This is a genomic window from Cytobacillus oceanisediminis, from assembly GCF_007830235.1.
Lineage (GTDB): Bacteria > Bacillota > Bacilli > Bacillales > Cytobacillaceae > Cytobacillus > Cytobacillus oceanisediminis.
In genome coordinates this window covers 135,070-152,277 of record NZ_VLKI01000007.1, presented here as the reverse complement: position 1 = coordinate 152,277, position 17,208 = coordinate 135,070, and the positions used below count along the sequence as shown (strand labels likewise).

Below are 17,208 nucleotides of genomic sequence, written 5' to 3'. Positions count from 1 at the left end.
CTCTCCGTTCGAATATCTACATATTAAGGTTCGAACTTAACTGACAAATGAAATTAAGCTTCCGATTCCTAAAGCAGCAAGTGCAACAAATATTCCAAAGCATATATTTCGGACGGTTTTTTGGGAAGCTGGACCGACTGTGATTCCCCATGTTATAAGAGCAGTAGATATCCCATTCGCAAAATGGTAGGTTGTACTCAATACACCAGCAATATAAAAGGCCATCATAAAGGGATTTGCCAAATGCTCGCCTACCAGCTGGTGGTTCACTTCCGTTCCACTGATTACAGGACTAATTCTTACCGCCCATACATGATAGATAACAAAAATAAAGGTAATGATTCCTGTCACTCTTTGCAGCAAAAAACTAATGTTTCGCTTATATTGGTATACATGAGCGTTTGGTTTGGAAATGAAAGAGAGATAGATTCCATAAATAGCATGGAACAGGAGAGGAAGCGCTATAAATCCTATCTCAAGAAAAAGCAGAAATGGAAGACTGAGCATGAACTGGACATGCTCATCATATTTTTCGCTTCCAAAAATAGCCAAGGCATTTCCCATTAAGTGCTGAACTAAAAAAAGGCCTAGCGGGATAAGCCCCGCTAGTGAGTGCAATCTGGTAAGAACGAATCTTCTTGAAGATGAAAGAGGCACTACTGTGTTTGTTTGCATTGCTCTTCCCCCAATGCCATTGATATCCATTCCGCTGTGTCAATTTTCTCTAATCCCAAAACAGCCTGGACATGTTCTTCTGCGTTCCATACCTTGCCCAAGGTCATCGATTTAAATTTTTGAATCAGCTCTTCCTTATCGGCAGGCTTTTCAGGATCCCCCTTAGGATAATCAGTTGCTTCACTGAAGGTTCTTCCATCATTCAGGGTGATGACAACCTTGGCCCCCCATTTTTCAGGATAAGCATTTTCATAATACGGATCGGCCACTACAGTCACTTTTTTCATAAGCTCCCTTACCTCAGGAGATTGTAAAATTTCTTCATTATAATCGATTAATGATGCAGAACATTTAATGGCAATCAAGGCTGCACAAAATTGGCTGCTGAATTTAGAGGCGTACACTGTCTCGGGGTTCGGATTATCTGTAATATTCAGGACAGTCTGGTAGGTTTGTATAGAAATGTTTTGTATTTGTTCATGGCTGAGGCTGTTTTCCTTCATGATGGTTTGGACACAATCCATTGCCGGGTGTGTGTGGCGGCAGGAAGCATGGATTTTAAAGCTATTTTCAAGAATTTTAAATTCTTCGCCAAGATTCCTGGTGATTTTATCTGTATCATATTTTTCAGACATCGCATTGAAAAAGCCCCTTCTGCCTTCAAGAATTCTGGAGGCAGAGGTAAAATCTTTTTTTGCCAGCAAGGCAGCCAGAGCTCCGTTGTATGCAGCTTTAGCAGTATGAAGCTGTTTTGTGTTTGCCCCATCTTCAATAAATTCCCATAAACCTGCTGCTTGAGTGCCAGCATTTCCAAGGGCATACATCGTCTGCTCTACATTTAACTTCAGAAGCTTTGCCACTGCTGCAGCGGAACCGAAAGTCCCGCATGTTGCTGTGTTATGCCAATAATAATAGTGGGAAGGCGAGACGGCCTCTCCGATTCTATAGCAAATTTCATATCCAACAGCTACGGCGGTAATTAAGTCTTTTCCGCTTAAGTTATGCGCTTCTGCCACGGCAGCTGCTGCAGGAATAACAACGGTACCTGCATGGATAATCGACGATTTATGAATATCATCCAGCTCTACAATATGGCTGGATGCTCCGTTGACTAAGCAGGCATTGCCAATGGACGACTTCCCACCGGTAATTAAAGTCGCTTGTTCATTCCCTCCCCACTCCTGAACCAATTCCAATAAAGATTGAATCGGTTTTTCATCTTTACCTGCCAGTGCGGATCCATACCAATCTAAAATACAAAGTTTTGTATATTCCACAACTTCATCAGGTAAGTCCTCATATTTAACTTTAACTGCATATTCAGCCATTCTCCTTGATAAGATCATTTTGCCTCACCTACCTTTGAACCTAATACAGTTTGCAAAACACCGATTATGTCATCGTATTTTTCAACTACATGCGCTCCAGATTCTTTAAGCGCTTTCATCTTTAAGGAAGGACGGCCCGCATTGCCGGAAATCATTGCTCCCGCATGGCCAAAAACAGTTCCTTCAGGCATAGATTCTGTAAACTTTCCAGCAACAAACGAGATTAGCGGCTTTGTAAAACCGCCCTCTTTTAGTAATTGAGCGGCTTCTTCCTCAAAGGAAGTGCCAGGTTCCGAAAAGGTTACAACTGCTTCTGTTTCTTCGTCCTTTTCAAATAAAACAAGAAGGTCTTTAATGTTTGTACCGATCAGGCTATCTCCGCCAATCCCTATGCAGGTTGTAACACCAAAGCCTGCCCTCTTTACCATCCAGGATGTTTCGGCAGTCATTCCGCCGCTCCTTGATATCACTCCGACGTTGCCGGGAACGAAGCACCTTTCAGGGCGGTCACCGCCGATGGATCCCATTTTGATCCGATCCTTTGGATTAATCATTCCGACAGTATTAGGCCCAATTATCGTTACATTTTCTTTCCGTGCAGCATACAGTAGCTTTACTGCATCATGCTGGGGAATATTTTCGGTTGTGACCACAATCAGCTTTATTCCATTGGCAATGGCCTCCAGAACAGCATCTAAAGCAAACGCAGGAGGCACAACAATGAGGGTTGCATTAATGTCATGCTGTTTTACAGCTTCCGCCACCGTATCATAAACAGGAACCCCTTGTACGTACTGTCCGCCTTTTCCTGGAGTAATGCCCGCAAAAATCTTAGTACCATAGGCAAGTGTATGGCTGACAATCATGGAAGCTTCCCGACCTGTGATTCCCTGTACAGCCAATCTGGTGTTTTGATTGATTAAAATGGACATTTAGGACACCCCTCTCATTTTTTTAACCATCTCTGCTGCGGCTTCTTCTATGGTCAAATCTTCACCAAAATAAGTAATCCCAGCTTCCTGGAAAATTTTCTTTCCTTCCTCATCATTAACTCCTGCTTCCCGCACTACAATTGGAAAGACTTGAGGATCTATTCCTAATTCCTGAATGGCATTTACAATCCCTCTAGCCATTACGTGTATCTGTGTATTATTGGTGATGTTATGAGCGACAAAAAGGCCTTTAACTCCTTGTTTTGAGAGGATGCCTTTTGTTAATCCCTTTACTTTCTCTTCAGGCGGATTGCCGCCCGTTTCAGTGTAATTTGCAGGGGCAGCACCTAAATTGGTGAGGGCATCAAAGCTTAATAAACTTCCGCCTCCACCGCCGCACATAAATCCGATTTCGCCGCCATCCATTTCGGTATAACGGGCTGTCCCTCGGTAATCAGCGTCATTCACTTTTACCATTTCCTTCTCCAGCTGGGTTAAAGGCCTCCAGGAACGTTCGCTTCCTGATTCAACTTTGCCTTCAAGTTCCGGATGGCGGTAAAGGGCTGCATCATCTACACCCATTACAGACGCAGCTGCCATAACATTTTCATCTTTCGTGAGGACTAATGGATTAATTTCAAGAATATAGCAATCATACTTCATGAACACCTGATATAATTTGCATAGAATTCCCGTAGCCTTTACTAATGGCTTTCCAGTTACCCCAAGTTTGCTCCAGATTTCTTTCGCCTGATATGGCTGAAGCTCAGTAAATGGTTCTACGTGATAGATTACTACCTTTTCGGGTGCATCTTTTACCAGGTCTTCTACTTCTACTCCGCCCTCTGTTGTCGCTATAATAACCGGAACCTGTTTTTGCGGATCAATGGTTATAGATACATACCATTCTTCATCTATATTAATCTTTTCTTCTATCAATACTTTTTCTACCGGGAAATTTCTCACTGTCATTTGAAAAATCTCATCAGCTTTGGTTTTTGTCTCTTCTACTGTATCTGCAAACTTGATAGCCCCGGCTTTCCCTCTTTTCCCTACTGGTACAAGTGCCTTTAACACACAGGGCTTTCGTAAATGCTGTTCACTGATTTCTTCACTGCTGGAAATAACCGAATGCCCCGGTACAGGAATTCCATTTTCTTTAAGGATTGTTTTACTCGCATCTTCCAACATTCTGCCCATCTATACAGTCCTCCTTTTGGATATTGGATCCAATTTATAAAGAAAGGGAACTTACTTCCCTTCTTTTCTTATACTTTCTATTAACGATTCTCCAGTTCGGTATATGTGTTCAGATACAAGATTAGCGGCTGTTTCTTTATCTCTTTTGGTAACGGCTTCAAGGATTTTTCTATGTTCTGTATTTGAGGTTTCAATTTGTCCGGTTAAAAGGTGTGGAGTTTGCTGCGGAAGGCCATTCCACAATGTCCCAATAAATGAATTAAGACGTTCCCAATTACACCTTTTGACAAGCAAACGGTGAAAATCAATGTTATACTGTACAAAAGCGTCTGCATCATCGGCATTCTCCATTTCTGCAACCAGGGAGGAGAGCTGTTTGATATCTTGGTCTGTTAATAAATCGACACTTTGGTAAACAGCCATTTTCTCCAGCTCTGACCTAAGGGCATAAATTTCTTCAATGTCCTCAATGCTGATTGATTTTACTACAGCGCCTTTATGGGGCTCCAGCTTAATAAGGCCCTCTGATTCCAGCTTTCTAAATGCCTCTCTAACAGGCATTCTGCTCACACCCATTTTTTCTGCCAGATCTGATTGCTTTAACCTTTCGCCCGGCTTAAAATCCCCCCTGATAATCGCTTCTCTTATTACATTGCATACTTTTAAGTGGAGTGTATCCCTATTCTCAATTCGCAAATCCTGATTCATAGACATATTTCAAATACCTTTCCTTATCCTATTTTAGCTTTAGGATACAGGATCCAAATATTATTGTCCACACTTTTCTGACATTTAAGCTGATTTTACAAAAAACCGATCCAGTTCCACCACGTTACAGCAGTTAAGATCGTAACGAGCATCATAATAATGGTCATATAGATTCCTGGAATAATAAACTCTTTCTGCTGGATCTGGCCAGTGCTATGGACAATAATATTAGGCGTTGCTTCAACCACAAGAATATATCCATGCAGGCATGCGAGTGATGCAGTTATACAAATTAATACCGGATCTGCGCCTGCCTTTGCTGAAAGGCCTATAAATATAGGAATAAGAGTAACTACTGCGGTTGAAACATTGGCAACAGCTAAATGCAGAATTTGTGTGATAATTAATATAGAAGCAACAGCGATAATGGGTGAACGAAGCAAATCGATAATCCACCCAGCGCTCAAAGTTGCTCCAACCAGTTCAGCTGCCCCTGAATGATTAAAAGCATAACCAAGCGACAATGTTACACCCATTATTAGAATGGTATCAAAATTGATCTTCACCATGTTCTCCCATTTTGAACAGCCCACACCTGGAAATGCCATTAAAACAACGCCTATCAGGGTAGGTATGCTGGGATGGAGTCCATGCAGCGGTTCAGTAAACCATAAACCTACAATCAGAATTAAGATTCCGATGCATTTTTTCTCATCTGTATTGAGATTTCCTAACTTTTTCAGCTTTTTGTCCATTTCCTCTTTCAGATGATGGAATTCCTCATTTTCCTTTTGTAAGGGAAAGGACTTGATTAATATCAGCCAGGATAAAGGAATCAAAAGAAGCCATATTGGAACCGTATACATAAACCATTGTAAATAAGATATCTGAATCCCCAAAAATTGCTTTAATAATTCCACAGTCAAAATATTCCCGATTGCTGCGGTCATGACAACTGTTCCGCTGATCGTTCCGCCAAATGCAACACCAAGAAGAATCATTTTACGCAGATTCCCATCCTTCTTTACCCCAATATGGTCGAGCGCCATTAAAGCAACAGGCAATATCAATGTAGCTCTTACAGCAACGGCAGGAATAAAAAAAGCCTGAACCTGAGGAATAAGCAAAATACTGGCTAATAAGCCTTTTGCTGTACCTGCCCATTTTGCCAAAATTAAATAGGCCAGCCTTTTGGCAAGAGGAGTATCATTTACTCCCCTTGCCAGCATCATTCCTCCTATTATCAAAAAAATGGCAGGTGAGGAAAAACCGCTGAAGATAATGTCCATGGTCACAATTTTGAATAACAGCATTAACACAAGCAGCAGCACAGCAGTAACACCCAGCGGCAAAGGCTCAAATGTCCAGTAAAAAACACTTAAGACTAAAAGAGCAAGCATAATCTTGGCCGTGTCACTGCTGCCAGGTAGAAAAGCATAAACAGATGCAGATAGAACAACACCCAGCAACAAGGTAAATGCTTTTGATGAATCAATTGCAAGTGCACCGGAGGGCTTTGGCATAAAATTAACTTTTGCCTTCGTGTTCGGAGAACCCACTATACTCTCCTTCTTTCTTTGGCTTAGGCTCTTTTCTCATAGATTTTTGTTTTTGCTTTGAATTACACCCGTTGATTTCAGCACGGGGCCCTTAGCGAACCTGCGGGAAGGAATGGGAGCCTCCTGGGCTTCGCCTGTGGGGTCTCCCGCTTCCCTCTCTTCCTGCTGGAGTCTAGTGCCCTCCGCTGCAATCAACTCAGTTAGTTACACTAAGTCTTCCATCAAAAAGCAACAAACTTTACGAAAACAACAACCTTGGCCTAAATACGGCTGGCTGACTCAACCGGTGTACACAACTGAAAAAACCCTTCCAAATCCTCTAATTCTTCAAGCCGGTACACCTGATCAATAAGTAATTCTTTGGATTTTTCACTGATGATATTCTCAGTTACATCCTTAAATTTCCCAATTAATTGCTGGTCAGTCATCGGCAGAACCATGCTGCCTATAGCATGCTCAACGAAATGGCCTAGTTCCCTGCCATCTGTTAATTTAACTGTCAATTTCACCTGGTCTTCTTTTATATTCTCGTCAATCGTTAAGTGAATTTTTGACCTTAAAGCCTTCACCTCCGGCTTATTGACAAATTCGTCTGTAAACTCATTTACGCCTGCTTTTAAATGGAGGAACCCTGCAGCAACACAGTGGTAAACACTAAATTTCCCTTCAAGCCCTGTCGTAAAATCAGTTTTGCCGGTTAGTTCTTTAACAAGCGGATGGCCTGTAATATGAATTTCTTCTACTTCTTCAGGTTTTAAGTTATGTGCTCTCTGAATGGCTATGATTCCATCAATGGCCGGATGGGTAACAATGCCGCTGGCAAATGGTTTATAGCTGTTCTTCTCAATTTCCCAATTATCTCCCCAGTTATCTGTCAGAAGCTCCAATTTTGTTTCTTCTGATAAAACATTGATAAATCCGCGCTCTGCTTCCAGCGCTTTTTTAGAACTTGTAAATCCTTCGCCTGCAATGAATGCGGCCAGCATCCCATTCATTGCCGCTTTTCCCGGATGGTAGGGCTTCGTCATGGTTCCAAACATTTCCCTTAACCCGGTAGGATCTGTGGCGGCTATTCCAATGGCAAAGGAGGTTTTTTCCTCGTCCAGCCCCAATAGCTTGCTCATTGCCGCAGCGGCTCCAATTCCTCCTACACTGCCTGTTATATGCCAGCCCCGCCAATAGTGGGAAGGATATACAGCCAGGGCTAGTCTAGCCTGAACCTCACACCCTATAATGAAAGCCTCTAAAACCTCTTTCCCGGTTTTTTTCTTATATTCGCTATAAGCTAATACAGCAGGAAAAACAGGTGAAGAAGGGTGAAGGACCGTTTCAAGCAATGTATCATCAAAATCATAAATGTGGGAGGACATTCCGTTTAGCAAAGCAGCGAATAGCATATCCGCCTTTTCTTTTCTTCCCAGAATAGTCGCTTGCGGGCTGCTATCCATCAATCTTGAAACATTTAAAACTTTGTCCATTGATTCATGGTGAGCTGCTCCAATAGCAACACCGAGCCAGTTTAATAGACTTCTTTTTGCTTCATATACAGCATTTTCACTGATTTGGCCAAAATTTGTACGGTTGATATTTTTGGCAAGTTGACTGGTTACCATATTGGTCTCTCCTTTTATAAACCTGAATACTGTAAAAGCCCTTTTGCTTTTTTATACACAGGATAATCCACTAATTTATTCCTTACCGAAATAGATGCACTGCCCTTTTGTTCAGCCTCCTCAAATGCTTCTACAATTTCTCTGGCTTCCTCAAGAATTTTTTCATCCGGAGTAAAAATCTGATGAATGACATTTAGCTGTTTTGGATGGATGGCCAGCTTGGATTTAAATCCTGAAATTCTCGCCCGGTCAGCCTCTCTGCTTAACCCTTCTTCATTGGATAGATCAGGGTATACTGCATCCACTGGGCTGCCGACTCCAGCTGCTCGCGATGCATTAACAATTTGGGATCTTGCATAATAAAGTTCTTCTCCGCCATCCGTGAGCTCGCAATCTATATCTAGTGAATAGTCAATAGAGCCAAACACAAGCCTCGGAACTAAGGAATGAGAATTTGCAATTTCATAGGCAAAGTGAACGCCAGACGCTGTTTCGATAAGGGGCAGCACTTCAAAAATATCCCCTTTTCTGCCTGCTCTTTCAAGCAGCTCAATCACTGTTTGGCAAATAACTTTCATATTGCTGCCGCTTTCGGCTTTCGGAACAATGATCCCCTTCGCTCCTGATTCCACGGCACACTCGATGTCCTTTCTCCAATACACTGTTGTAAAATCATTGATTCTAATATATACATCTTTTTCAGCCGGATAATTTAGTAAGTAGTTTTTTGCTCTTTCTCTTGCAATCTCTTTTTCATTAATGGCTACAGCATCTTCCAAATCAAAAATAACGCTGTCTGCTTCACTGGATATTGCCTTTCCCATCATTTTTTCAGAAATGGCTGGAACAAATAAGTAGGAACGCTTTGGTGCCATCGTAACTCCTCCTTAATGGATATTGGATCCGATTCTTATGAAGAAATAACTTACTCAATTACTTGAGTAAGCGCATTCCCTGCCCTCATGATGTGATTTTCAACCAGCTGCCTTAGCATAATAGGATCCTTCAATTCAAGTGCTCTTAACATTTGTTTATGCTCTTCATTCGAAACAAACATTGTTTTTGGAATGAGGCTTGGAACATGTGCCGGATAACCCTCAATAAATTCCTTCGTCAGCAATTTAATTTTTTTCCAATTGCATCCCTTTTGCAGCAGCATGTGAAACTGATGATTATGGGTGATAAAGGAATCCATATCATTGTTATCAATATCCTGATCCATTTTTTCAACCAATGTGTTTAGTTCTGTCCTATCCTTTTTAGTAAGAAAATTCATTGATTTTTGGACTGTAATGCCTTCCAGGAGTGCCCTCAGATAATATAACTCTTCTATATCTTCCCTTCTAAAGCCAATTACCTGGGCTCCTTTATGGGGAAGAAATGCCACTAATCCTTCTCTCTCCAGACAGCGAAGCGCCTCCCTTACAGGCATCCTGCTCACGCCAAATCTTGCAGCTAGTTCATCTTGAATCAATCTTTCCCCTGGTTTATAAACCTGGGTAAAAATAGACTCCCTGATCATATCTGTCACTTTTTCTTGTAATGTATGAAACTCTTTGACTTGGTTCATTTTAAAACTCCTTATACATTAACAGCTTTAAAGAATTATTTTGCTAAAAGCAAAGAAATTTGCGGGAAGATGACAATCAAAACAAGCGCTACGAACATCAATCCAAAGAATGGGAGAACCCCTCTTACGACTTCCCCTACCTTCTCTCTTGTTATGCCGCTCACAACGAAGAGATTTAATCCGACTGGAGGTGTGATCATCGCCAATTCCATATTAATTGTCATGATGATCGCAAAATGAATGATATTAATATCAAACATTACTAAAACCGGAAGCAAGATTGGAAGTGTAATTAAAATGATCGCAACTGCTTCCAGGAACATTCCCAGTACGAAGAACATCAGATTGACGCCAATCATAAATATCCACTTATTTGTTGTGCTTTCTTCAATCCAGGCTGCAAAGTTTTGCGGAACCTGCTCTGTTGTCAAGAACATTCCAAAGATCATAGCAGAAGCAATAACCAGGAAAATCATCGAAGTAATATTGATGGATTCTTTAAGTACTTCTCTGAACTTAGGAAATGACATTTCTTTATAAATAAAAACTGAAACAATGATTCCGTAGAAGCAAGAAACAAATGCTGCTTCAGTTGGGGTTACAATTCCTGAGTAAATACCGCCGAGTATGATTACCGGGAGAAGGAATCCCCAAATGGCTTTATAGGTTTTTTTCCAGCGGACATTCATTGGCTCCTTAGGTAATTTCCCATAGTTATTAATTCGTGCATTAACAATTGCAGAAACAAGTAAAATACCGCCAAGCATTAATCCAGGGATAATACCTGCAGCAAATAACTTACCAACAGACTCTTCTGCAACTGATGCGTAGATAATTAATGGGATGGACGGCGGAATCAGGATTCCAAGCGTTCCGGATGCTGCAACTAATCCCATTGCATATCGCTTGCTATAGCCTGCTTTAACCATTCCAGGGATCATAATGCTTCCAATAGCTGCTGCTGTGGCAGGGCTTGACCCTGAGATGGCTGCAAAAATCATGCATGCAAGGATGGTTACAACCGCAAGTCCTCCGCGAATATGACCCACCCATGATTTTAGAGCTTCAATCAAATGATATGATATACCGCCTTTTGACATGATGATTCCGGCAAATACGAATCCGGGAATAGCCATTAGCGTTGCGGAGTTTAAAGAGTTAAACATTTTTTGAATGACAGTATAGAGTGTAAAATCGATCATTGAAAGAGCCACGATACTGGATAACCCCAAGCTGACTGCAATCGGGACTCTAATAAGACACAAAATGGCAAACACCAAAAATAACACTAAAACCGGACTCATGCTCCTACTCCCTTCTGCTCAGCTTCTTTGTTTAATTCCTGCATTTCTTCATAGAGATGTTCAAGTTCTCCTGTGATTTCACGTTTATCTCCTGTAAATGCCCGATAAGCCTTCACAATAAAGTACAACCCCAATAAACTCATGCCCACTGGCAGAACCAGATAGGTGATCCAGATTGGAATACCAACATCGATGGTAGTAATCCCCTGTTCCTTTGAAAGCGTTATCAATTCCAGGGATGAAAAAGCGAGATAAAAGGAGAAGCCCGCTCCTATTATATTACTAATACCGGCAACGATCTTTTTTATTCCTTTTGGCAGCAAATCAAACAATAACTCTACTTGAATATGGCGATTGTCTTTTAAGGCCATTCCAAAGCCGATAAATATAGCCCAAACGAGCAGAAATTCGAAAATCTCTGTTACCCATGCCTGTGGTGCATTTAGAACATATCTTGTAAATACACCGTATAAACTTACCACTACTCCTCCAATAAATAGCAATCCAGCTGCTCCTTCTTCGATGCGATCGAGCCATTTAAAGAGCTTCATACAAATCAACTCCTTTTTTTGGATTGTATCCAATCCGTGCTTGGTTTCTTTTTCAATATACAAGAAATGAAAATAAAAATAAACAGAAAATTTTATTTTTTTATTATTTTTTGTGTATTCACAATATTCCACTGTTTTGTTATACTATTTTCATCAGCCTGTATTAGCACCTGGTCAAAACTTGTTTTGTATCCAAAATCCAAAAAGGAGGTCGAAAGGTGGTATTAAAAGACAGGACTTTAGCGCTAATCAAGAAATCCTTCATAGAATGTTTCAAGGAAGCTGAAGAGAATCTCGAAAATGTTCCTGTTGTCCAAAGAAGAAATAAGGTTGGCTCTTTACATAAGGGGCTTAGGGGAGATGCTTCTTTATGAATGAAAATATTGGCTTTATCGGACTGGGAAAAATGGGTCTGCCAATGGCAAAGAATCTCCTTAAGAACGGATACAGTGTTTTTGGAGCAGATGTAAGTGAAAATGCATTAGAAGAACTCCAGGCATTGGGCGGAAATACCGGCAGCATGAAAGATTGGATTCATAAAGTGGAGTATATTGTGTTGATGCTCCCTTCCTCTGCCATCGTTAACAAAGTATTAGAAGATATTATTGACGCAATATCCTCCAGCACTCAGAAAGATCAGAATTCGCTCATGATTATTGATATGAGCAGTTCTTATCCGGCTGATACAAAAGAAAACAGCAATAAGCTGGAGACCTATAATATTGGTTTTGTCGATGCTCCTGTAAGCGGGGGAGTCAAAAAAGCAGTTGATGGGACATTGACGATTATGGCCGGAGGATCAGCGGAACATTTCGAGAAATGTAAGCGTTTGCTAGGCGCCATGGGCAGCAGTATTTCATTAGTCGGGCCATCTGGAAGCGGTCACTTAATAAAAGCAATTAATAATTACTTATCAGCTACCCATCTTTTAGCATCCTGTGAGGCTGTACAACTGCTGGAGAACTTTGGCGTGGAACCTGAAAAGGCAATCAATGTCATTAATCAAAGTACTGGCAGGAGCGGCTCTACAGAATACAAGTTCCCGAATTTCATTTTGACAGAAGCTTATAATTCAGGATTTTCTCTTGAACTGATCAAAAAAGATATAGGTATGGCAGATCAGCTTTTTAAAGATGCAGATGCTGCTACTTCATTGCCTCAAATTATATATCAAAAATTCAGTGAAGCAAGCAATGTACTGGACAAAGAAGCTGACCATACAGAGATAAATAAATTTGTCTCAGCCTATTTATTAAAAAGGGGGATTTTAAATGAAGAAAATGAAAAAATTGTTTCTGGCGGCTCTGGCTCTGGTAATGATGTTCGCCCTGGCGGCGTGCGGCAATTCTGAGAAAACAGAGGGCTCAGGAGGCGGAGTAGAAAGTGATGGAGTTCAGGAGATAACAATTAAAATTTCTCACGTTGTAGCTGAAAATACTCCTAAACATCAAGGTGCTCTTAAGATGAAAGAAGTCATTGAGAAAGAATCAGACGGCAAAATAAAAGTTCAGGTTTATCCAAATAGCTCTTTATTTGGCGATAAAGATGAATACCAGAACCTGGTTGCTGATAATGTTCAATTCATTCTACCTGATATGTCTAAGCTTGTTGGTAACGATCCTGGTTTTAATATCCCTGCCATGCCTTTCCTATTTGAAAGTGATGAGGCAGCAAATGCATTTTGGGATGGAGAAAAAGGACAAGAAATCTTTAAGCGTTTAGAAAAAGATGGTGTTTTAGGCCAGGCAATGTGGCCAAACGGTGCAAAGCACATGACTAATGATAAAAAGCAAATTACGAAACCGGAAGATCTTAAAGGCATGAAAATTCGTACACAAGGCGGCCAATTACTGGAAGCACTTTATGATGAGCTAGGCGCTGGATCTGCTTCCATTCCTTTCGGTGAATTATATACTGCTCTTCAGCAAGGAACTGTTGATGGACAGGAAAATACCTTCAGCAACATTGAATCCAAGAAATTTGATGAGGTTCAAAAGTACATGACAGTTATGGGCCATACTCGTGTTGACTATGCGCTTCTGACAAACACTAAGTTCTGGGATAGCCTGAACGAAGAAACAAAAGCAATTGTACAAAAAGGTGTAGATGAAGGAACAAAACTGGCCAGAGAATCTGCCAAACAACTTAACGATGATGCTTTAGCAAAGCTTAAGGAAAATGGCCAGGTAGAAATTCATGAATTAACTGAAGAAGAAATTGAAGCATTCAAAGAAGCTCTTGCACCTGTTTACGATGAATACGCAGAAGTGATCGGAAAAGATATTATTGAAGACGCAGAAAGCAAATAATAGAGTCCTCTCCAGTATAAGTGAAAGCAAAAAAACAACCGCAGCCAATTGTGGCGCGGTTGTTTTTTTGCAGCTGGTTATACTACAAGTCTGTCCATCAGAGACCCCTGCAGCCTTCTATATAAAAAGAATCCCAGATTCGAATCTGGAATTCTTCTAATTATATTAAGAGTTAAACAGAAACCGCCTTTTTAAGCCTTCTGCAAATTTCATCTCCAACCTCTTCTGTTGACGATGTTCCGCCAATATCTGGAGTCTTTATACCATCATTCGTAACATCCTCGATTACATCCAGTAGCTTTTTGCCCAGTTCTTCTTCACCGAAGTGGTCCAGCATCATTTTGGCAGTCCAGATTTGTCCGATTGGATTAGCAATTCCTTTGCCTACGATATCAGGAGCAGAGCCATGAACCGGCTCAAACATGGATGGATACTTTCCGTTAAGATTGATATTAGCTGCAGGAGCAATTCCAATGCTTCCCATAATTGCGCCTCCAATATCGGTTAAGATGTCGCCAAATAGATTGCTTGCTACGATGACATCAAATATTTGAGGACGAGTTACAAAAAATGCAGCTAGTGCATCAATATGGTAGGAAGCTGTCTGCACATCCTGATACTCTTTCTTGACTACGTTGAATACTTCATCCCAGAAAGGCATGGAATGGAAAATGCCATTAGACTTGGTAGCTGATGTCACATGGCCCCTTCTTTTCTTTGCAAGTTCGAAGGCATAGCGCATGGCTCTTTCTGTTCCTTTTTTTGTAAAAACAGCATTCTGGATGGCCAGTTCATCCTCACCTTTGTGAATTCTCCCTCCTACTTCGCTATACTCTCCTTCACTGTTTTCCCTGACTACGATTAAATCAAAATCATTAGGGTTGACCAGAGGCGACTTTAACCCTTTAAAATATTTTGCCGGACGAATATTAATAGATTGTTCAAATTCCCTTCTGATTTTAATTAACAGGCCCCATAAGGAAATGTGGTCCGGCACTAAAGCTGGGTTACCGATGGCACCAAGAAAAATAGATTCAAAGTTTTTTAATGTTTTTAAGCCATCTTCTGGCATCATCTTCCCATGTTCAATATAATATTCGCTGCTCCATGGAAAGGATTGAAATTCGAATTTTAATCCGCCATGTACTTCTGCAACCGTTTCTAATACCTTTAATGAAACTGGTACTACCTCTTTTCCGATTCCGTCTCCCGGTATTACGGCAATTTCATATTTTTTCATGATCATACAGCTCCTTTATTTGTTTTTTGGTTATAATTTTCATATTTTGTAATCTCCTGCTGGTATAAATCGTCCCCGTTTGAATCATAAGCGACAAGCAAAGGAAAATCCTGAACTTCTAATCTTCTTATCGCTTCCGGCCCTAAGTCTTCATATGCAACCACCTGGACAGCTTTCACTCTCCTGCTTAAAATGGTTGACAACCCTCCAATCGCTGCAAAAGAAACAGCTCCATATTTCTTGCAGGCATCCTTGACCAAATCCCTCCTTGGGCCTTTGCCAATCGTTCCGACAACACCATATTCGTACATTGAAGGTGCATAAGGGTCCATTCTAAATGCAGTAGTCGGTGCCACCGGCCCTATTACCTGACCAGGTTTTGGGGGACATGGACCTGCATAAAAGATGACTTCTCCTTTTAGATCCACTGGCAAAGACTGATTATTTTCAAGCAGCTCTACCATTCTTTTATGTGCAGCATCTCTAGCCATGTAAATGGTTCCTGAAAGCAGAACCGTATCGCCGATTTTCAATTTTTTAATGTCTTCCTTGGTAATAGGTGTTTGCAGCCTGTATTCCGGCAAACTGTTCCCTCCTAACTTTTCGTTTATATAACAATTGTTTTCTTTCTTGCAGCATGGCACTGAATATTGACTGCAACAGGCAAAGCCGTAATATGGCATGCGTAGGTTTCAATAGGCACCCAAAGGGCTGTACTCGTTCCGCCAAGTCCCTGCGGTCCAATCCCTGTATCATTAATGGCTTCAAGCAATTCCTGTTCCAGCTCTGCAATGTGCGGGTCAGGATGATGAACACCGATTTCTCTTAATACAGCATGTTTCGCAAGAGAAGTCACTTTATCAAAACTGCCTCCAATCCCTACTCCTACCACAACGGGCGGGCATGCCTTTCCTCCAGCCTCTTTGATCGTCTGAAGGACAAATTTCTTCACACCTTCAACACCTTCTCCTGGGAGCAGAAATTTCATGGCGCTCATATTCTCACTGCCGCCGCCCTTTGGCAGGACAGTAATTTTAATTTGATCACCAGGCACAATGTCCGTATGTACGACTGCTGGTGTATTATCACCTGTGTTTACACGCAGTAAAGGATCACCTACAACCGATTTGCGCAAATAGCCCTCTCTGTATCCAGTCCTCACTCCTTCTTGAATGCTGTCAAGGTAGTTGCCGCCTGTTATATGCACATCCTGTCCTATTTCTACAAAAACAACTGCCATCCCCGTATCATGGCAATAAGGCATGTGATTGGTTTTGGCTTCATCAGCATTTTCCAGGAGCTGCTGAAGAATGGATTTGCCGATCGGAGAAGCTTCTGTTTTTTCGGCACGCCTGAACCCCGCCAAAACATCCTCCGGCAAATAGTAGCAGGCTTCCCAGCAAAGCTTGGCAACGCTTTCAGTTAAAACCTCAGCATCTACAATCCTCATTTAATTCTCCCCTTTTCCCTCAATAAGCTTAATCAGGTTTTTTAAATCCTCTTTCGTATGTTCCTTTAAGCTTTTTGCTGCTTTTTCAGGATCTCTTTCTCTAATCGCTTTAAAAATTTCTTTGTGCCCTTTTAAAATGATTTGTCCGCGTTCATTACCCTCAATATTTAAAAGCCGATAATAATAAGTTAAGGAATGAAGCTCATCCACCAGTTTTTTTAACCTTACATTTTCGCTTATTAAGATGATTTGCTCATGAAACTTTGTGTTCCACTTTACGATTTCTTCCTTTTCATTTTTTTCGATAGCCGTTTCTGTTCCAGCTAATATTCTTTCCAGTTCTTCTATTTGCGACTCTGTTGCCCGCTCTGCTGCCAGAGCCACAGCAGCGGATTCAAGCGCAATCCTGCAGCCGTATATATCCCTTACATCTTTCAGCGTAGGCTTATATACAGTTATCTGAGACTTTTCATCCATGATCAAAAGGCCCTCATTGATCAAAGTCCGGATCGCTTCTCGCACCGGGCTGCGGCTAATGGAGAATTGCTTGGCAAGCTGGGCATCATATAAGCGGTCGCCTGGTTTATATTCTCCGTGCCAAATTCGCTCTTTTATGGTTTGCTGAATTTGCAGGTAAAACGGAAGTGCCTTCTCAAGTGGTTTCCGGCTCACATTTGCCCCCCTTTCATTTAGTGATTGATAATCTGTCGGCTGTCGACAGCTTTAATTTTATAATAGTACCAATTATCATAAAATTCAATAAATAATC

Annotated in this window: 18 protein-coding genes; 3 read left to right on the top strand and 15 right to left on the bottom strand. The window is 41.2% G+C overall.

Annotation, left to right across the window (positions count from 1 at the left end; all coding sequences use genetic code 11):
• Positions 1-36: 36 nt before the first annotated feature.
• From IQ19_RS13785 to IQ19_RS13735, 11 genes are all read right to left on the bottom strand, one after another.
• Positions 37-675, bottom strand: coding sequence for a succinate dehydrogenase cytochrome b558 subunit (locus tag IQ19_RS13785; RefSeq protein WP_144542975.1), 639 nt, complete (start codon positions 673-675; stop codon positions 37-39).
• Positions 657-2,021, bottom strand: a complete 1,365-nt coding sequence (locus IQ19_RS13780; protein ID WP_144542974.1) for an MmgE/PrpD family protein — start codon at positions 2,019-2,021, stop codon at positions 657-659. The genes IQ19_RS13785 and IQ19_RS13780 overlap by 19 nt, the downstream gene beginning before the upstream one ends.
• Positions 2,018-2,935, bottom strand: coding sequence for a succinate--CoA ligase subunit alpha (locus IQ19_RS13775; protein WP_144542973.1), 918 nt, complete (start codon positions 2,933-2,935; stop codon positions 2,018-2,020). The genes IQ19_RS13780 and IQ19_RS13775 overlap by 4 nt, the downstream gene beginning before the upstream one ends.
• A complete protein-coding gene (locus tag IQ19_RS13770; RefSeq protein WP_144542972.1) occupies positions 2,936-4,135 on the bottom strand; it encodes an ATP-grasp domain-containing protein in 1,200 nt (399 codons plus the stop codon).
• A 51-nt stretch (positions 4,136-4,186) separates the two neighbouring features.
• Positions 4,187-4,849: a GntR family transcriptional regulator gene (locus IQ19_RS13765; protein WP_144542971.1), complete on the bottom strand. Its 663-nt coding sequence runs from the start codon at positions 4,847-4,849 to the stop codon at positions 4,187-4,189.
• Between the two features lie 89 nt (positions 4,850-4,938).
• Positions 4,939-6,402, bottom strand: a complete 1,464-nt coding sequence (locus tag IQ19_RS13760) for an SLC13 family permease (RefSeq protein ID WP_144542970.1) — start codon at positions 6,400-6,402, stop codon at positions 4,939-4,941.
• Between the two features lie 260 nt (positions 6,403-6,662).
• Entirely contained in the window at positions 6,663-8,015 is a 1,353-nt protein-coding gene (locus IQ19_RS13755; protein WP_144542969.1) for an MmgE/PrpD family protein, read from the bottom strand.
• A 14-nt stretch (positions 8,016-8,029) separates the two neighbouring features.
• Positions 8,030-8,890 carry an HpcH/HpaI aldolase/citrate lyase family protein gene (locus IQ19_RS13750; protein ID WP_144542968.1) on the bottom strand — a complete coding sequence of 287 codons (861 nt, stop codon included), beginning with the start codon at positions 8,888-8,890 and terminating at the stop codon, positions 8,030-8,032.
• Between the two features lie 50 nt (positions 8,891-8,940).
• The gene (locus IQ19_RS13745) at positions 8,941-9,585 is read right to left on the bottom strand and encodes a GntR family transcriptional regulator (protein ID WP_144542967.1); all 645 of its coding nucleotides are present in this window, start codon (positions 9,583-9,585) and stop codon (positions 8,941-8,943) included.
• Positions 9,586-9,620: 35 nt separating this feature from the next.
• Positions 9,621-10,889, bottom strand: a complete 1,269-nt coding sequence (locus tag IQ19_RS13740) for a TRAP transporter large permease (protein ID WP_110066884.1) — start codon at positions 10,887-10,889, stop codon at positions 9,621-9,623.
• Complete coding sequence (locus tag IQ19_RS13735) at positions 10,886-11,440, bottom strand: TRAP transporter small permease (protein WP_144542966.1); 555 nt, start codon at positions 11,438-11,440, stop codon at positions 10,886-10,888. Before IQ19_RS13735 ends, IQ19_RS13740 begins: the two co-directional genes overlap by 4 nt.
• 218 nt (positions 11,441-11,658) lie before the next feature.
• Here IQ19_RS13735 and IQ19_RS27760 point away from each other — a divergent pair, with 218 nt between their 5' ends.
• From IQ19_RS27760 to IQ19_RS13725, 3 genes are read left to right on the top strand one after another with little or no spacing between them, the layout of a single operon-like run.
• The gene (locus IQ19_RS27760) at positions 11,659-11,814 is read left to right on the top strand and encodes a hypothetical protein (protein ID WP_158638791.1); all 156 of its coding nucleotides are present in this window, start codon (positions 11,659-11,661) and stop codon (positions 11,812-11,814) included.
• The gene (locus IQ19_RS13730; protein ID WP_144542965.1) at positions 11,811-12,791 is read left to right on the top strand and encodes an NAD(P)-dependent oxidoreductase; all 981 of its coding nucleotides are present in this window, start codon (positions 11,811-11,813) and stop codon (positions 12,789-12,791) included. The genes IQ19_RS27760 and IQ19_RS13730 overlap by 4 nt, the downstream gene beginning before the upstream one ends.
• Positions 12,712-13,749 carry a DctP family TRAP transporter solute-binding subunit gene (locus IQ19_RS13725; RefSeq protein ID WP_144542964.1) on the top strand — a complete coding sequence of 346 codons (1,038 nt, stop codon included), beginning with the start codon at positions 12,712-12,714 and terminating at the stop codon, positions 13,747-13,749. Before IQ19_RS13730 ends, IQ19_RS13725 begins: the two co-directional genes overlap by 80 nt.
• Positions 13,750-13,921: 172 nt before the next feature.
• Here IQ19_RS13725 and IQ19_RS13720 read toward each other — a convergent pair whose 3' ends face one another.
• The 4 genes from IQ19_RS13720 to IQ19_RS13705 are packed head-to-tail and all read right to left on the bottom strand — an operon-like array spanning position 13,922 to position 17,111.
• Positions 13,922-14,995 carry a tartrate dehydrogenase gene (locus tag IQ19_RS13720; RefSeq protein WP_144542963.1) on the bottom strand — a complete coding sequence of 358 codons (1,074 nt, stop codon included), beginning with the start codon at positions 14,993-14,995 and terminating at the stop codon, positions 13,922-13,924.
• A complete protein-coding gene (locus IQ19_RS13715) occupies positions 14,992-15,573 on the bottom strand; it encodes a FumA C-terminus/TtdB family hydratase beta subunit (protein ID WP_144542962.1) in 582 nt (193 codons plus the stop codon). Before IQ19_RS13715 ends, IQ19_RS13720 begins: the two co-directional genes overlap by 4 nt.
• Before the next feature lie 23 nt (positions 15,574-15,596).
• Complete coding sequence (locus IQ19_RS13710; protein WP_144542961.1) at positions 15,597-16,439, bottom strand: fumarate hydratase; 843 nt, start codon at positions 16,437-16,439, stop codon at positions 15,597-15,599.
• On the bottom strand, positions 16,440-17,111 hold the full coding sequence (locus IQ19_RS13705) for a GntR family transcriptional regulator (RefSeq protein WP_144542960.1): 672 nt from the start codon (positions 17,109-17,111) through the stop codon (positions 16,440-16,442).
• Positions 17,112-17,208: the final 97 nt, after the last annotated feature.

What these genes read in the sequence shown, in the direction of transcription:
- IQ19_RS13775 (WP_144542973.1), bottom strand. Translation starts at nt 2,935, where the DNA reads ATGTCCATTTTAATCAATCAAAACACCAGATTGGCTGTACAGGGAATC.
- IQ19_RS13770 (WP_144542972.1), bottom strand. Translation starts at nt 4,135, where the DNA reads ATGGGCAGAATGTTGGAAGATGCGAGTAAAACAATCCTTAAAGAAAAT.
- IQ19_RS13720 (WP_144542963.1), bottom strand. Translation starts at nt 14,995, where the DNA reads ATGATCATGAAAAAATATGAAATTGCCGTAATACCGGGAGACGGAATC.
- IQ19_RS13785 (WP_144542975.1), bottom strand. Translation starts at nt 675, where the DNA reads ATGCAAACAAACACAGTAGTGCCTCTTTCATCTTCAAGAAGATTCGTT.
- IQ19_RS13735 (WP_144542966.1), bottom strand. Translation starts at nt 11,440, where the DNA reads ATGAAGCTCTTTAAATGGCTCGATCGCATCGAAGAAGGAGCAGCTGGA.
- IQ19_RS13740 (WP_110066884.1), bottom strand. Translation starts at nt 10,889, where the DNA reads ATGAGTCCGGTTTTAGTGTTATTTTTGGTGTTTGCCATTTTGTGTCTT.
- IQ19_RS13745 (WP_144542967.1), bottom strand. Translation starts at nt 9,585, where the DNA reads ATGAACCAAGTCAAAGAGTTTCATACATTACAAGAAAAAGTGACAGAT.
- IQ19_RS13730 (WP_144542965.1), top strand. Translation starts at nt 11,811, where the DNA reads ATGAATGAAAATATTGGCTTTATCGGACTGGGAAAAATGGGTCTGCCA.
- IQ19_RS13710 (WP_144542961.1), bottom strand. Translation starts at nt 16,439, where the DNA reads ATGAGGATTGTAGATGCTGAGGTTTTAACTGAAAGCGTTGCCAAGCTT.
- IQ19_RS13755 (WP_144542969.1), bottom strand. Translation starts at nt 8,015, where the DNA reads ATGGTAACCAGTCAACTTGCCAAAAATATCAACCGTACAAATTTTGGC.
- IQ19_RS13765 (WP_144542971.1), bottom strand. Translation starts at nt 4,849, where the DNA reads ATGTCTATGAATCAGGATTTGCGAATTGAGAATAGGGATACACTCCAC.
- IQ19_RS13750 (WP_144542968.1), bottom strand. Translation starts at nt 8,890, where the DNA reads ATGGCACCAAAGCGTTCCTACTTATTTGTTCCAGCCATTTCTGAAAAA.
- IQ19_RS13725 (WP_144542964.1), top strand. Translation starts at nt 12,712, where the DNA reads ATGAAGAAAATGAAAAAATTGTTTCTGGCGGCTCTGGCTCTGGTAATG.
- IQ19_RS13780 (WP_144542974.1), bottom strand. Translation starts at nt 2,021, where the DNA reads ATGATCTTATCAAGGAGAATGGCTGAATATGCAGTTAAAGTTAAATAT.